Origin of the sequence: Mycobacterium conspicuum (genome assembly GCF_010730195.1) — a bacterium.
Taxonomy (GTDB): Bacteria; Actinomycetota; Actinomycetes; order Mycobacteriales; family Mycobacteriaceae; genus Mycobacterium; species Mycobacterium conspicuum.
Genome location: NZ_AP022613.1, coordinates 3,693,959 through 3,709,341, shown reverse-complemented (window position 1 = coordinate 3,709,341; position 15,383 = coordinate 3,693,959). Strand labels below are relative to the sequence as shown.

Below are 15,383 nucleotides of genomic sequence, written 5' to 3'. Positions count from 1 at the left end.
CGCGTGGCCGACATTCACCGGAGCCGGACCATCGCGGCTCGCGCGCAAGAAATCTGGGATGTGCTCGCCGATTTCGGCTCGATCAGCGCGTGGGCGCCCAACGCCGACCACTCGTGCATCCTGTTTTCCGGTCCCGGCGGCGGGCCGATCGGCACCGCCCGGCGCGTCCAAATCAGACGCGATGCCCTCGTGGAGCGCATTACCGAGTTCGACCCGCCGCGCTCGCTGGCATACGACATCGAAGGGTTGCCCCGCTTCCTGCGCCGGGTGACAAACCGGTGGACGCTTGCCGCCGGCGCGGGCTCCACCGCGGTGACGCTGACCAGCACGGTCGACATCGGGTCTCGATTCACGCTGGCCGAACGAGCCGTATGCCTACTTCTCGCACGACAGTCCGATTCGATGCTGACCGGGCTGGCGGACCGATTGGAGAATACGCGTGTCTGATCGACCCGACGTCATCGTGATCATGACCGACGAGGAACGCGCGGTGCCGCCCTATGAGACGCCTGCCCTGTTGGCTTGGCGCGACCGAATGTTGGCCGGCCGCAAGTGGTTCGACGATCACGGCGTCCGTTTCGATCGGCACTACACCGGCTCGTTGGCCTGCGTGCCCAGCCGCCCGACCATCTTCACCGGACACTACCCGGACTTGCACGGGGTCACCCAGACCGACGGCATCGGCAAGACGGCCGACGACTCCCGGATGCGCTGGCTGCGCCCGGGTGAGGTGCCGACACTGGGCAACTGGTTCCGGGCGGCGGGATACGACACCCACTACGACGGCAAATGGCACATCTCGCACGCGGATCTGATCGACCCGGCTTCCGGCCGTCCGCTGGCGACCAACGACGACGACGGCGTGGTCGATCCCGCCGCGGTGCGGCGCTACCTAGAGGCGGATCCGTTGGGGCCGTTCGGTTTTTCGGGATGGGTCGGCCCGGAACCGCACGGGGCGCTGCTGGCCAACGCCGGAATTCGGCGCGATCCGCTGATCGCCGAGCGCGTGGTCGCCTGGCTGAAGGACCGCTACGCTCGGCGCGGCACCGGCGACCCCGCCGCGATGCGTCCGTTCCTGCTCGTAGCCAGCTTCGTGAATCCCCATGACATCGTGCTGTTTCCGACCTGGGCGCTGCGCGGTCCGGTGCGGCCGTCACCGCTGGACCCACCGCCGGTGCCCGCCGCACCCACCGCCGACGAGGATCTGTCGACCAAGCCGGCGGCGCAGATCGCCTTCCGCGAGGCCTACTACTCGGGTTACGGCCCCGCGCCCGCGATCAACCTGACCTATGACCGCTACGCCCAGCGTTACCGCGACCTGTACTACCGGCTGCACGCCGAGGTCGATGGTCCGATCGACCGGGTGCGGCGGGCGGTCACCGACGGAGGGTCCACGAACGCGGTGCTGGTGCGCACGGCCGATCACGGCGATCTGCTCGGCGCCCACGGTGGGCTGCACCAGAAGTGGTTCAACCTGTACGACGAAGCCACCCGGGTGCCGTTCGTGATCGCGCGCATCGGCGCGCAGGCCACGACGCCCCGCGTGGTGACCGCGCCGACGTCGCACGTCGACGTGGTCCCGACGCTGCTGGGGGCCGCGGGCGTCGACGTCGACGCGGTCGCGGCGACGTTGGGGGAGTCGTTCTCCGAGGTGCACGACCTGCCCGGCCGCAACCTCATGCCGGTGGTGGACGGCGCTGATGCCGACGAGGCGCGGGCCGTCTACATCATGACTCGCGACAACATGCTCGAAGGCGATAGCGGCGCTTCGGGTCTGGCGCGCCGCCTCAAACGGACGGTGAATCCGCCTGCGCCGCTGCGTATCCGGATACCCGCGCATGTAGGCTCGAACTTCGAAGGTCTGGTGGTGCGCGTCGACGGTCACCTGTGGAAGCTGGTCCGCACGTTCGACGACCCGGGCACCTGGACCGAGCCGGGGGTGCGTCACCTGGCGGCCAACGGGCTGGGCGGCGACGCTTACCGGACGTCGCCCGTCGACGATCAGTGGGAGCTCTACGACCTGAGCCTGGACCCTGTCGAAGCCGTCAATCGCTGGACGGATCCGAATCTGGACGAGCTGCGTGGGCACCTGCTCATGCAGCTGAAGCAAGTTCGAGCCGATTGCGTGCCCGATCGAAATGTTCCGTGGCCCTACGCATCTCGCCGGACGTCGAACGCGGTGCCGTCAAGGCTGGCAGGCCTGCGGCGGCGGCGTTGACTCTGCGGCCATGGTGACAAAGTTCGAGAAGACCCCGCCCTCACCGCAGAGTCAATGCCGTTGTCGCCGAAGGCCTTATGACCGCATCCGGTCGATGAGGTTCGACAGCACGACAATGCTCTCGCTGCGCTCGATGTCGGCGCTGGCGCGGATGCGCTCCAGGGCTGCCTCCAGGTGTTGCATGTCGCGCGCGAGGACGTGCAGGATCGCGTCGGAGGTGCCCGTCACCGTCGCGGCGCTGACCACCTCGGGCATGTCCACCCACGCCGCGCGCAACTGATCGGGCGCGATCGTGCCGTGGCAGTACACCTGGACGTAGGCCTCGGTGTTCCAGCCCAGCGCGTTGCGGTCGACGACGGTGGTGAAGCCCTTGATCACGCCGGCATCGAGCATCCGGTCGACGCGGCGCTTGACGGCCGGCGCGGACAGGTTCACCTTTTCTCCGATCTCGGCGAACGTCGCGCGCGCGTGCTCGGCCAGTTCGGCGAGGATGCGCTCGTCGCTGGTGTCCAACCGGTACATCGGCCCTCCCGCTCTCTCCGCACAACAAATCGCTGGATATTCCACTGTAGCGCAATAAATCTGCCCTAGGCACGCAATAGCCGTCGTTTGCTTGTGCGATGACCGCTAAATATCGTTGATTCATGACGGATTTCTATGTCGCTGCCGTCGCCGAGGCCACGAAGCGCAGCCCCTCGCCGCGCCGGTATGCCATGACGCCGCCGACCTTCTTCGCCGTCGAATACGCGATCAACCCCTGGATGGACGTCGGCGCGTCCGTCGACCACGCCGCCGCGCGGGCGCAATGGGAAAGCCTGCGCCAGACCTACGTCGAGCTCGGCCACGCCGTCGATCTGGTCGAACCGGTGCCCGGCCTGCCCGACATGGTCTACGCGGCCAACGGCGGGTTCATCGCCAACGACATCGCCGTCGTCGCACGCTTTCGGTTCGCCGAGCGCGCCGGCGAGTCGAGGGCGTACGCCGCGTGGATGGCGTCGCGCGGGTATCGGCCGGTGACCACCCGGCATGTCAACGAGGGGCAGGGCGATCTGCTGCTCGCCGGCCAGACGGTGCTGGCGGGTTACGGCTTCCGCACCGACCCGCGCGCGCATGGCGAGATCTCGTCCATGCTGGGCATGCCGGTGGTATCCCTCGAACTGGTGGACCCGCGCTTCTACCACCTCGATACCGCACTGGCCGTTCTCGATGACCACACGATCGCGTACTACCCACCGGCATTCAGCGCGGCGGCGCAGCGACGACTGTGCGCGCTGTACCCCGACGCCATCGTGGTGGGCAGCGCCGACGCCTATGTGCTGGGACTGAATGTCGTCTCCGACGGTCTGCATGTTGTATTACCCGCCGCCGCAACGGGTTTCGCCGAGCAGCTCGCGGATGCGGGCTTCGAACCGGTCGGCGTCGATCTGTCCGAGCTGCTCAAGGGCGGCGGATCCGTCAAATGTTGCACCTTGGAGGTGTTTGCGTGACCATTCTCGGGGCTCGCCCGGCGCTCGAATCCGAAGCCGCCATCGATTTGGTGGAAAGGCATGCGGCGCACAACTATTCGCCGCTGCCGGTGGTCGCGGCGAGTGCTCAGGGCGCGTGGATCACCGACGTCGACGGTCGCCGCTACCTGGATTTTTTGGCCGCCTACTCCGCGGTCAACTTCGGCCACCGCAACCCCGAGATCACCGCGACCGCGCACGCCCAACTCGACAGCGTGACCCTGGTCAGTCGCGCGTTTCACTCCGACCGGCTCGGGCCGTTCTGCGCCGCGCTGGCGCGGTTGTGCGGAAAAGACATGGTGCTGCCGATGAATTCGGGTGCCGAAGCCGTCGAGAGCGGCCTCAAGGTCGCGCGCAAGTGGGGGGCCGACGTCAAGGGCGTGCCCGAGGGCCGGGCGAACATCGTCGTGGCGGACAACAACTTTCACGGCCGCACGATCAGCATCGTCAGCTTCTCGTCGGACCCGGTCGCGCGCGGCGGATTCGGGCCGTTCACACCGGGATTCCGCTCGGTGCCGTTCGGCGACGCCCAGGCGCTGGCCGCCGCCATCGACGAGCGCACCGTCGCCGTGCTGCTCGAGCCGATCCAGGGCGAGGCGGGCATCATCGTCCCGCCCGACGACTACCTGCCGGCCGTCCGCGCGCTGTGCCGCCAGCGCAAGGTGCTGATGATCGTCGACGAGATCCAGTCGGGGCTGGCTCGCACCGGCTATACGTTCGCGTGCGACCACTGGGGCGTGGTGCCCGACGTCTACCTACTCGGTAAGGCGCTCGGCGGCGGCGTGGTTCCGCTGTCCGCGGTGGTGGCCGACCGCGACGTCCTCGGCGTGCTGCATCCCGGCGAACACGGCTCGACGTTCGGCGGCAACCCGCTGGCCGCGGCGATCGGCACCCGCGTGGTCGCCATGTTGGAGCGCGGAGAGTTCCAGGCCCGCTCCCGTGAGTTGGGTGTGCGCCTGCACGCGCGGCTGCGGGGACTGATCGGGCACGGCGTGACGGCGGTGCGCGGGCTGGGACTGTGGGCGGGCGTCGACATCGACCCGACGCTGGCGACCGGCAAGCAGGTCAGCCTGCGCTTGGCCGAGCGGGGCGTGCTGGTGAAAGACACCCACGACTCGACGCTGCGGTTCGCGCCGCCGCTGGTGATCACCGCCGAGGAGATCGACTGGGCGATCGCCCAGTTCGCCGCCGTGCTGAGCCAGGCCTGATAATCGGCTGATGCTGAAAGAGCAGATGCTGCGGCGCCGACCCGTGTCCGACGCCGCGACGGCGCAGGAATCTTCCGAGAACCTCAAGCGCAGCATCGGCACCTTCCAGCTGACCATGTTCGGGGTCGGCTCGACCGTGGGCACCGGCATCTTCTTCGTGCTGTCGCAGGCCGTGCCGGAGGCCGGCCCGAGCGTCATCGTCTCGTTCATCATCGCCGGAGTGGCGGCCGGGCTCTCGGCCATCTGCTACGCCGAATTGGCTTCCGCCGTACCGGTTTCCGGTTCGTCCTACTCCTACGCCTACGCCACGTTGGGTGAAGCCGTCGCGATCGGCGTGGCGGCCTGCCTCCTGCTGGAATACGGGGTGTCGACGGCCGCGGTCGCGGTCGGTTGGAGCGGATACGTCAACAAGCTGCTGCACAATGTGACCGGATTCCAACTGCCGCACGCGTTGTCGGCGGCGCCGTGGGACGCCGACGCGGGCGTGGTGAACCTGCCGGCGGTCATCTTGATCGTGCTATGCGCCGTGCTGTTGATCCGCGGCACCCGCGAGTCGGCGATCGCCAACGCGATCATGGTGCTCATCAAACTCGGTGTGCTGGGCATGTTCGTGGTGATCGCGTTCACCGCCTACGACCCCGGCCACCTCAAAGACTTCGCCCCGCTCGGCGTCGCCGGAATCGGTTCGGCGGCGGGCACGATCTTCTTCTCCTTCATCGGCCTGGACGCCGTCTCGACCGCCGGCGAGGAGGTGACGAATCCGCAGAAGACCATGCCGCGCGCGTTGATCGCCGCGCTGCTGATCGTCACCGGCGTCTATGTTCTCGTCGCGCTCGCGGCGCTGGGCACCCAGTCCTGGCGGGACTTCGGCAACCAGCAGGAGGCCGGGCTGGCCACGATTCTCGACAACGTCACGCACGGCGAGTGGGCCAGCACCATTTTGGCCGCGGGCGCGGTCATCTCGATCTTCAGCGTGACGCTGGTGACCCTCTACGGGCAGACCCGCATCCTGTATGCGATGGCGCGCGACGGGCTGCTGCCGTCGCGCTTCGCGACCCTGAGCCCCCGCACGAAGACCCCGGTGACCAACACGGTGATCGTCGCGATCACCACGTCACTCCTTGCGGCGTTCATCCCCCTGCAGAATCTGGCGGACATGGTGTCCATCGGGACGCTGACGGCATTCATCGTCGTTTCCGTCGGCGTCATCATTCTGCGGGTGCGCGAGCCGGACTTGCCGCGCGGGTTCAGGGTTCCCGGTTACCCTGTCACGCCAGTGCTTTCGGTGCTGGCGTGCGGCTACATCCTCCTCAGCTTGCACTGGTACACCTGGATCGCGTTCACCGGCTGGGTGGCGGCGGCGCTGGTCTTCTATCTGATGTGGGGCCGCCACCGCAGCGTGCTCAACGATGTAGTTGACAGCCGCTAGTTCAGCGCGGCACCTGCACCAGCGGCTGGCCACCGATCTGGCCCCAGCACCCCGCCGGGTCGCGCCCGTTCTTCACCTGATCGTTCAGGCAGTTGAAGATCGCGATCCGCAGATCCGGTGGCGGTTGGTTGGCGCGCTGTTCCGCGGCCAACCGGTTTTGCTCCGCGGTCTTGACGTCCTGCTGCGCGTTGATCGTTTCCTGAACCTTCTGGTTGTAGGCGTCGATGCGCTGCTGGGTCGGCTGGTCGTAGAAGATGCGCGGGATGCGCACGTCGAGGATTTCGATCTCCGATCCCACCGCGTCCTGCAGGTCCTTCTTGACCTGAGCGGCCATCGCCGGCAGGTCGGCGCCCTGCGCCGGCGCGGGCATCTGTGGCACACCGCCTGGCGCGTTCGCCGCCGCGGCCAGCATCACCTGCGGGTTGAACGTGGCGAACACCTTCGACAGGGCGACCTGTGCCTGCCGGTCCACCAGTTGCTCCTTGATCGTCTGGAAGACGTTGGCGCCGCCGTAATCCTGGAACAGTTTCGGGGCCGCGCCCTCGCGCAGCCGCCAATTCAGGTTCTCGTCCACGTAGGCGTTGGAGTTGTTGGCCAGCCGCACGTTGATCGCGGCCGGATTGCCGTTCGCGCCCCTGCCCGCGCTGGCGTCGTCGTAACTGGTGGATTCGAACGCCTGCAGCTGTATCGCCTCCGACAGCTCACTGACCTTGCGCCACGGCGCATGCCACACGATCCCGGCACCGTGCACCCCCACCGGTTTGCCGAACTCGGTGATGATGCCGACGTTGCGGGTGTCCACGCGGTCGTAGGAGCTGATGAGAGTGAACAGCACGCCGAACAACACGGCGGCGGCCGTAATGCTCCAGAGCCTCCTCCGCCGCCCCTGATCGACGAACACGCTCCCGATGAGCACAGCGATCCCCAACAAGAAAAAGAGGATCGCGATTATCCACCATCCAGGCATGACGCTCCTTCCTTGGAAACCTGAACTAACGACGCGCAGCCGCGTTGGCCGCCGCCTGAGCCTTTCGCAGGGTGGTCGCGACGTCGCCGCGGCCGAGGAACATTTCGTTGAAATAGCTTTGCAGCGCCTCATTTCCGGCGGCGAAGCCGGCGCCGCCGGGGGCCGCTATGCGCGGGCCGTCCAGCACGGAGAAGAAGGGTGTGACGTCGACGCCTTTGGCGGCCCAGTAGCTGTGGTAGACCGGTTGCGCCGCCAGCACGGCGGGGATCGCCGCACCGTCACGGCCCAGGTAGGCGTTGCCCTCGGCGCTGCCCATCCAGGCCAACACCTTGCGCACGGCGTCAGGATGTTTGGACGCCGAATTGCCTGCGGCGGCAATGCCATTGGTGACGCTCACCCGCCCCTTCGGCCCGGTCGGCAGCATCGCCACACCCCAGTGGAAGGGGGCGTAGCGCGCCACCGGTTCCAGGTTGTAGGTGCCGGATTGGAAGAGGGCCATCCGGCCGGCCAGAAATTGGTTGCGGGAGAAGTCGCCGTTGTCGTTGGTGTCCGAGGCCGGGGGCGCGACGTGGTCGTGGTTGATCAGACCGACCAGATAGCGAAAGGCCTCGATCGCCGGCGGGTTATCGAACGCGAACTCGTCGCCGCGCTGAAAGACGCCGCCGGCCGAACCGATGTAGTTGAGGTAGATGGCCTGGGCATCGTTGCCCGCGTTGTAGGCCCATCGCCGCACTCGGCTGCCGTCGAAACCCGGTGTGTCCGCCGTCTTTCCGGCGGCATCGACGGTGAGCCGCGCCAGCATCGGGCGCAGGGTGTCGTCACCGCTCGGGCTCCACCGCAGGGTGTTCAGCTGCGCGGGATCGACCCCGGCGGCCGCGAGCAGGTCGGCGTTGTAGAACACCGCGATGCCGGCGTCGGTCAACTGCGGCACACCCCACAGCGCCCCGCCGCGGGTGAACTGGTCCACCACGGCCGGTTCCCAGGCCGAGGCCGCGTCCGGACCCAGCGTCTTGCCGATGTTCATCAGGCGGCCGCTGTCGGCGTAGGCCGCGAAATAGGCGTTGGACAGCCAGAAGATGTCGTCGGCGTTGCCGCCGGCGACGTCGGTGCGCAGGGTATTGAAGTAGGTCGAGTAGGCCACCATTCGGGTGCGCACCTCGATATCGGGATGTGCGCGGTTGAATGTGTCGAACGACTGCTGATATGCCTGCGCGATCGGTTCGGCCCAGATCCGCACGGTCACCACGATCTTCGCGCCGTGTGGCTGTCCCACCCGGTCCATGAACACCGCCGTCGCGCCCAGCAGCGCCGCGAGCAGCGCGAGCGCCGCGGCGAATAGCGTCGAATAGCGCGGCCGGCTCACGGTTTGCGTCCAGATTGCCATGAGGGTCGTGGAATGGTGAAAATTACAGCCCTGGGGGCAATCTCGGCGCACCTTGTTCTCATTTGAGCCCCGAAACCACGATCGACGCGACGATGTGCCGCTGGGACGCCACGAACAGCACGATCAGCGGGACGATCGCGATCGTCGTCGCCGCCATCACCAGCGTCCACTGGGAGTTGAAGCGCGACTGCAGATCTGCGGTCGCCACCGTAAGCACCCGCCACTTGTGGCCGCTGGTGATCACCAATGGCCACATGAAGTTGTTCCACTGCGAGACCACGGTGATCAACGTCAGGGCGGCCAGCACCGGCCGGCTCGACGGGATCACCACGTGCACGATCACATCTAGGGGGTTGGCGCCGTCGAGGTGCGCGGCGTTGATCAAGTCATCGGGGATGAGGCGAAAGTGCTCGCGCAGCAGGAAGATCGCGTACGGGGAGCCGAACATGAACGGCAGCACCAACGCCCAGAACGTGTTGCGCAGGCCCAGCTGCGCCATCATCAGATACAGCGGCACCACCGTGACCGTCCCGGGCACCATCAGCGTCGCGATGTAAACCCAAAACAGCGCGTCCCGTCCGGGAAAACTCAACCGCGCGAACGCGTACGCCGCCAGCACCGAAAAGGTCAACTGGCCCACCAGAATCACCGCCGTCATCAACGCGGTCACCGCCGCGGCACGGCCGAACCCGGCCCCACCCAGGTCGCCGTAGTTGTCCAGGGTCGGCGGTCGCGGCAGCTGCAGCGGTGTGCCCGTGATGAACTGATGCTTCGACGTGAACGAGGTGAGCAAGCCAAGTGCGAACGGCACCAAGGTGATCAGCGTACCGAGCGACAAGCCGGTGTAGACAACGGCGTTGGGCAGGCTGGTGAGGTAGCGGCTGGGGCGACTAGGTGAGGTCATAGCTGATCCGCCGTCGAAAGTACATGTGCTGGACGAGGGTGACGCCGACGAGGATGACGAACAGCACCACCGCCATCACCGACGCACGCCCGATCGCCGCCGCGCCGAACGCCTCGGCGTAGATGCGATGTGCCACCAGGTCGGTGCGGCCCCTCGGCCCGCCGTCGGTGAGCGCGTAGACGGTGTCGAAAACCTGTGCGGTGCTGACGATTCCGGTGACCAGCACGAAGAACATCGTCGGCCGCAGCATGGGCAGGGTGATGCGCCAAAACCGCTGCCAGGCGTTGGCGCCGTCGGTGCGCGCGGCCGCGTGAATCTCGTCGGGGATGGCCAGCAGGCCCGCCAAGAAGGACAAGGCGACATAGCCGACGTTGGCCCAGACGACCACCGCCGACACGACCGGCAGCGCCAGGGTGGGGTCGGAAAGCCATTCGATCCGATGGCCCAGCACGGCACTGACCGCGCCGTCGGTAGGCGCCAAGATCCAACGCCACAACACCGCGATCGCCAGCGGCGCGCAGATCCAGGGCAACACGTACAGGGTGCGAAAGACCGGGGTGCCGGGGAGTTGGCGAGCCAGCATCGAGGCGGCCAGCAGCCCCAGCACCGTCTGCGCCGGGACCACGATCGCCACGAAGATGGCCGTGACCACCAGCGAGTTGACGAAGTCGGCGTCGACCAACACCGACCGCCAGTTGTCCAGGCCGACATAGCGCAGCGGTCCGAGCAGGTCCCACCGATACAGGCTCAGCCAGATCACCACCAGGATCGGCAACAGCAGAAAGACCAGCACCCCGAACAGGCTGGGTGCCAGCAGGGCGTAGCCCAGCGCGGTGGATCGGCGTGGCGCGTCGCGCATGGGTGTATTAAAGCCGGTCATTAGGGTGGGCTGGGTGACACCAGACCGGGGGATCGATGCCGACTTCCTGGACCTGCCGCGTGGCCAGCTGGCCGAGGCCGCGTTGTCGGCGGCGACGGCGGCCGGCGCCAGCCACGCCGACCTGCGGATTCACCGGATCAGCACCGAGGTCAACCAGCTGCGCGACGGTGAGCTCGAGACGGCGGTGATCAATCGCCAGGTCGGTCTGGCGGTGCGGGTGATCGTCGACGGCACGTGGGGATTCGCCTCCCACGCCGAGTTGGCGCCGTCGGTCGCGGCCGAGACCGCGCGCCGCGCGGTGCACGTGGCCACCACGCTCGCGGCGCTGAACGCCGAACGGGTCGAGTTGGCGGACGAGCCGGTGTACGCCGACGCCACCTGGGTGTCGAACTACCGGATCGATCCGTTCGACATCTCCGGGGCCGACAAGATCGCGGTGCTGCAGGACTATTCCGGGCGGCTGCTGGCCGCCGATGGCGTCGATCACGTGTCGGCCGGGCTGACGGCCGTCAAGGAGCAGACGTTCTACGCCGACACGTTCGGATCGTCGATCACCCAGCAGCGGGTGCGGGTGCTGCCGTCGTTGGAAGCGGTGACGGTGGACTCCGCGGCGGGAAGCTTCGATTCGATGCGCACGTTGGCGCCGCCGATGGCGCGCGGTTGGGAGGTGCTGGCCGGCGACGAGGTGTGGAACTGGACCGACGAACTCGCCCAGTTGCCGTCGTTGCTGGCCGAGAAGGTGAAGGCGCCCAGCGTGACTCCCGGGCCGACGGACCTGGTGATCGACCCGACCAACCTGTGGTTGACGATTCACGAATCCATCGGCCACGCAACCGAATACGACCGTGCGATCGGCTACGAGGCGGCCTACGCCGGAACCTCGTTCGCCACCCCCGACAAACTGGGAACCATGCGCTACGGCTCTCCGGTGATGAACGTGACCGCCGACCGCACCGTCGAATTCGGCTTGGCCAGTATCGGATACGACGACGAGGGCGTGGCCGCGCAAAGCTGGGACCTGGTGCGCGACGGGGTGTTCGTCGGCTATCAGCTGGATCGGGTGTTCGCGCTCAAGCTCGGGCAGCCGCGCTCCAACGGGTGCGCGTATGCCGACTCGCCGCATCACGTGCCGATCCAGCGGATGGCCAACGTGTCGCTGCAACCTAGCCCCGAGGACATCAGCACCGCGGACCTGATCGGCCGCGTGCAGGACGGTATCTACATCGTCGGTGACAAATCGTGGTCGATTGACATGCAGCGCTACAACTTTCAGTTCACCGGCCAGCGGTTCTTCCGCATCCGTGACGGTGTGCTGGATGGTCAGCTCCGCGACGTCGCGTATCAGGCCACCACCACCGATTTCTGGAATTCGATGGAGGCCGTCGGCGGCCCGTCGACCTGGCGGCTGGGCGGCGCGTTCAACTGCGGCAAGGCCCAGCCCGGACAGATCGCCGCCGTCAGCCACGGCTGCCCGTCGGCGTTGTTCCGCGGTGTCAACGTGCTCAACACCCGAGCCGAGGGCGGCCGATGATCACCCCGCAGCACGTCGTCAACCTCATCCTGGAGGAAGCGGCCAAGGCCGGCCGGGCCGACGAGACCATGGTGCTGGTCACCGACCGGGTCGGGGCGAACGTGCGGTGGGCGGGCAATTCGATGACCACCAACGGGGTGTCGGTCAGCCGCAGCACGACCGTGATTTCGATTGTGCGCCAAGGTGGTAGCGCCTTTGTCGGGACGGTGGTGTCCGCCGAAGTCGACCCGCGCGTGATACCGGGGCTGGTGGCGGCGTCGCAGGATGCGGCCCGGTCTGCGCCGGAGGCCGGCGACGCGGCGCCGTTGCTCGCCGATGCCGGGGTGCCCGCGGACTGGGACGCGCCCGTGCCGGGCATCGGTGCCGAGGTCTTCACCGACGTGGCCTCCTCGTTGAGCCGGGGTTTTCGCGGCGCCGACCGGCTGTACGGCTTTGCGCACCATAGTGTTTCGACGACCTTCCTGGCGTCGTCGACCGGGCTGCGGCGCCGTTACACGCAGCCCACCGGCGCGGTGGAGATCAACGCGAAACGCGGCGACGCGAGCGCCTGGGCGGGTGTCGGGACGCCCGATTTCGTCGACGTGCCAACCGATTCGCTGCTCGAGGACTTGTCGATGCGACTGGGTTGGGCTTCGCGCAGTGTGGAACTGCCCGCCGGTCGCTACGAGACGATCATGCCGCCGTCGACGGTGGCCGACATGATGCTCTACATGGCGTGGTCGATGGCCGGCCGGGGCGCGCAGGAAGGGCGCAGCGCGTTCTCCGCACCCGGCGGCGGGACCCGGGTAGGGGAGCGGCTCACCGACCTGCCGCTGACGCTGTTCTCTGACCCGATGGCGCCCGGGCTGGAGTGTGGGGCGTTCGTCGCCACGAGCCACTCCTCGGAGACGGTGTCGGTGTTCGACAACGGCATGGAGGTCGGCCAGGTCGATTGGATCCGCGACGGGGTAATCAATGCGCTGGCGTATCCGCGGGCCACGGCCGCCAAGTTCGGCGAGAAGGTCGCGGTCGGGGCCGACAACCTGGTGATGACGGGCGGCTCGGCCGATCTGGCCGACATGATCGCGGCCACCGAGCGCGGGCTGCTGCTGACCACGCTGTGGTACATCCGCGAGGTCGACCCGACCACCCTGCTGCTCACCGGGCTGACCCGCGACGGCGTTTACCTCATCGAGGATGGCGAGGTGACCGCGGCGGTCAACAACTTCCGGTTCAACGAGAGTCCGCTGGATCTGTTGCGGCGGGCGACTGAAGCCGGTGTCAGTGAGAAGACGCTGCCGCGCGAATGGAGTGATTGGGCCACCCGGGCGGCCATGCCGTCGCTGCGGATACCCGATTTCTATATGTCGTCGGTGAGCCAGGCGCAATAATGCTGTGGTGCTAGATCAGCTGGTAGCTCTTTCTCCCGGTGACGGTCGTATCACCGGGTTGGTGCGCACTGTGTGCGCGCGGACGCTGTCTCTGCCGGCGTTGCCGGCCGAAATCGTGGTCGAGGAACCGGGCTCGGAGGCCGAGGCCGTCGTCGCCGAATTCGCTGAGCAGTTCAGCACCGACGTCTCGGCGATCACCGTCGATCAGCGGTCGCGGTTGTTTAAGGCGTTGGGGGACAGCACCTTTGGCGTCGTGGTCGCCATGTACATCGCCGACTTCGTGCCCCGGGTGCGGGCCGGGCTGGAAGCGTTGGGCGTCGGTTCGGAGTATCTCGGCTGGGTCTCCGGCGCGGTCGACTGGGACCACACCTCCGAGCCGTCGAGCGTGGTCTTCGACGACTTCCTGCCCGCGGTGGCCCGAATGCGCGCGCTGGACCCGGTCACGTCCGAGCTGGTCCGGCTGCGCGGAGCCGCTCAGCACAACTGCCGACTGTGCAAGTCGCTGCGGGAGAGCACCGCGCTGGACGCCGGCGGCTCGGAAACGCTGTACGGCGACATCGAGAACTTCGAGACCTCCACGCTGCTCGACGCCCGGGCAAAAGCAGCGCTGCGCTATGCGGATGGGTTAATTTGGACCCCTGCGCACCTCGTCGCCGATGACGTCGTCGGGGTGCGCTCGGGGTTCTCCGACGACGAGGCCGTCGAACTCACCCTCGACGTCATGCGTAACGCCAGCAACAAGATCGCCGTGTCGCTAGGCGGTGACGCCCCGAGGGTTGAGCACGGCACGGAGCGTTACCTGCTCGACGTCGACGGCCACACCGTCTTCAGCTGATCGTCACCATGATGCACCGGATGCAGATCACGCTCGAGGATGAGCAGTATTCGCGGCTGGTCGCGGAGTCTGCGCGGTCTGGTTTGTCGCTGGGCGAGCTCATCCGGCGCGCGATCGATCGGGCGTACGGCGACGGGTCCGCCGCCGAACGGATGCGGGCCCTTGAGATGAGTTTTCAGGCGTGGTCGGGCGAGATTGACTCGGCGGAGTACGTCCACGGGATGCGCCTCGGCCTCGGCCGCTAGATGGTCGTCCGGGACGCCTGACGCACGCCCTGCTCGACACCTCAGCCCGTCGCTGCGTGCGGTCGCATCCCGGGGTGGGGACGGCCAACTATCTCATCGCGGCGACCGTGTCCGGCCAGTTGACAATTGGGTACGTTGACTCCGTGGCTTTTCGCAGGTTCAGCCCCTACCGCGGCCGTCGTCTTCGCTGGGACGAGGCGCTCTTCGAGCGCATGGCCATGTCCCGCGCCGGCTCCTACCTGGGAAAGTTCGTGGCGCCGCGCGTCGACAAGTTTTTGATACCGCGAACCAACGGCCACCTGAGCACCATGGGGCGAGACAAGGTCGGGCTTGTCACGACCACCGGCGCCAAGTCGGGACGGCCGCGTCCGCAGCCGCTGGCGCTGCTTGACGACGGTGACGGCTCGCTCCTTGCCATCGGATCGAATTACGGCCGCGAGAAGCATCCGGGGTGGAGCGCTAACCTGCTGGCGCACCCCGAGTGCACCGTCGAACTCAACGGTCCGCCGCGGCCCTACCTGGCCGAGCTGCTGGATGGTGACGAGCGGGCGGCCGCGTGGGCGACGGCCGTTGATGTCTACGCCGGATACGAGAACTACCGCGTGAACTGCGCACCTCGGCAGATCCGAATTTTCCGGCTTCGCCCGTCGGCTGGCGACAACGGTCAGGGAACCTGACGCTAAGGTCGAACCCGGCAAGCATCAGGGGCGGTAGCTCAGTTGGTTAGAGCCGCGGACTCATAATCCGTTGGTCGCGGGTTCGAGCCCCGCCCGCCCCACTAGCCCCACTAGACCCACCCGCCCCACCCGCAAATACCAGTTCAACCTAGCGCTCTGTCAAGACCCCGAAATCAAACCTCAGGTAACGCACGGGACTGAATCGGAACGAGATGGAGCGAACATGCAGC

Annotated in this window: 15 protein-coding genes and 1 tRNA gene; 11 read left to right on the top strand and 5 right to left on the bottom strand. The window is 67.3% G+C overall.

Annotated features, from left to right (window positions below; all coding sequences use genetic code 11):
• Positions 1-3 precede the first annotated feature (3 nt).
• Together G6N66_RS29035 and G6N66_RS17175 are read left to right on the top strand one after the other, a co-directional pair.
• Positions 4-447, top strand: a complete 444-nt coding sequence (locus G6N66_RS29035) for an SRPBCC family protein (RefSeq protein ID WP_139825042.1) — start codon at positions 4-6, stop codon at positions 445-447.
• A complete protein-coding gene (locus tag G6N66_RS17175) occupies positions 440-2,218 on the top strand; it encodes a sulfatase-like hydrolase/transferase (protein ID WP_085231320.1) in 1,779 nt (592 codons plus the stop codon). The genes G6N66_RS29035 and G6N66_RS17175 overlap by 8 nt, the downstream gene beginning before the upstream one ends.
• 75 nt (positions 2,219-2,293) lie before the next feature.
• Here G6N66_RS17175 and G6N66_RS17170 read toward each other — a convergent pair whose 3' ends face one another.
• Entirely contained in the window at positions 2,294-2,740 is a 447-nt protein-coding gene (locus tag G6N66_RS17170) for an Lrp/AsnC family transcriptional regulator (RefSeq protein WP_085231321.1), read from the bottom strand.
• A gap of 122 nt (positions 2,741-2,862) precedes the next feature.
• Between G6N66_RS17170 and ddaH the strand changes: the two genes are divergently transcribed.
• The 3 genes from ddaH to G6N66_RS17155 are packed head-to-tail and all read left to right on the top strand — an operon-like array spanning position 2,863 to position 6,360.
• The gene (ddaH, locus tag G6N66_RS17165) at positions 2,863-3,705 is read left to right on the top strand and encodes a dimethylargininase (RefSeq protein WP_085231322.1); all 843 of its coding nucleotides are present in this window, start codon (positions 2,863-2,865) and stop codon (positions 3,703-3,705) included.
• Positions 3,702-4,931: an ornithine--oxo-acid transaminase gene (gene rocD, locus G6N66_RS17160; RefSeq protein WP_085231323.1), complete on the top strand. Its 1,230-nt coding sequence runs from the start codon at positions 3,702-3,704 to the stop codon at positions 4,929-4,931. Before ddaH ends, rocD begins: the two co-directional genes overlap by 4 nt.
• Before the next feature lie 10 nt (positions 4,932-4,941).
• Positions 4,942-6,360, top strand: a complete 1,419-nt coding sequence (locus G6N66_RS17155; protein ID WP_232079341.1) for an APC family permease — start codon at positions 4,942-4,944, stop codon at positions 6,358-6,360.
• Between the two features lies 1 nt (position 6,361).
• Here G6N66_RS17155 and G6N66_RS17150 read toward each other — a convergent pair whose 3' ends face one another.
• The 4 genes from G6N66_RS17150 to G6N66_RS17135 form a co-directional block, all read right to left on the bottom strand.
• Positions 6,362-7,327, bottom strand: coding sequence for an SPFH domain-containing protein (locus G6N66_RS17150; RefSeq protein ID WP_163645864.1), 966 nt, complete (start codon positions 7,325-7,327; stop codon positions 6,362-6,364).
• Between the two features lie 25 nt (positions 7,328-7,352).
• Positions 7,353-8,690, bottom strand: a complete 1,338-nt coding sequence (locus tag G6N66_RS17145; protein ID WP_085231338.1) for an ABC transporter substrate-binding protein — start codon at positions 8,688-8,690, stop codon at positions 7,353-7,355.
• A gap of 79 nt (positions 8,691-8,769) precedes the next feature.
• Positions 8,770-9,615: a carbohydrate ABC transporter permease gene (locus G6N66_RS17140; protein ID WP_085231325.1), complete on the bottom strand. Its 846-nt coding sequence runs from the start codon at positions 9,613-9,615 to the stop codon at positions 8,770-8,772.
• Complete coding sequence (locus tag G6N66_RS17135; protein ID WP_085231326.1) at positions 9,602-10,474, bottom strand: carbohydrate ABC transporter permease; 873 nt, start codon at positions 10,472-10,474, stop codon at positions 9,602-9,604. The genes G6N66_RS17140 and G6N66_RS17135 overlap by 14 nt, the downstream gene beginning before the upstream one ends.
• A 34-nt stretch (positions 10,475-10,508) precedes the next feature.
• Between G6N66_RS17135 and G6N66_RS17130 the strand changes: the two genes are divergently transcribed.
• The 6 genes from G6N66_RS17130 (at position 10,509) to G6N66_RS17105 (ending at position 15,254) form a co-directional block, all read left to right on the top strand.
• The gene (locus G6N66_RS17130; protein ID WP_085231339.1) at positions 10,509-12,026 is read left to right on the top strand and encodes a TldD/PmbA family protein; all 1,518 of its coding nucleotides are present in this window, start codon (positions 10,509-10,511) and stop codon (positions 12,024-12,026) included.
• A complete protein-coding gene (locus G6N66_RS17125; protein ID WP_085231327.1) occupies positions 12,023-13,396 on the top strand; it encodes a TldD/PmbA family protein in 1,374 nt (457 codons plus the stop codon). The genes G6N66_RS17130 and G6N66_RS17125 overlap by 4 nt, the downstream gene beginning before the upstream one ends.
• 4 nt (positions 13,397-13,400) lie before the next feature.
• On the top strand, positions 13,401-14,231 hold the full coding sequence (locus G6N66_RS17120) for a carboxymuconolactone decarboxylase family protein (RefSeq protein ID WP_085231328.1): 831 nt from the start codon (positions 13,401-13,403) through the stop codon (positions 14,229-14,231).
• Positions 14,232-14,251: 20 nt separating this feature from the next.
• Positions 14,252-14,476, top strand: a complete 225-nt coding sequence (locus G6N66_RS17115) for a ribbon-helix-helix protein, CopG family (protein ID WP_139825043.1) — start codon at positions 14,252-14,254, stop codon at positions 14,474-14,476.
• Positions 14,477-14,619: 143 nt separating this feature from the next.
• A complete protein-coding gene (locus G6N66_RS17110) occupies positions 14,620-15,153 on the top strand; it encodes a nitroreductase family deazaflavin-dependent oxidoreductase (protein WP_232079340.1) in 534 nt (177 codons plus the stop codon).
• 27 nt (positions 15,154-15,180) lie between these two features.
• Positions 15,181-15,254 (top strand) — tRNA-Ile (locus tag G6N66_RS17105).
• Positions 15,255-15,383 lie beyond the last annotated feature (129 nt).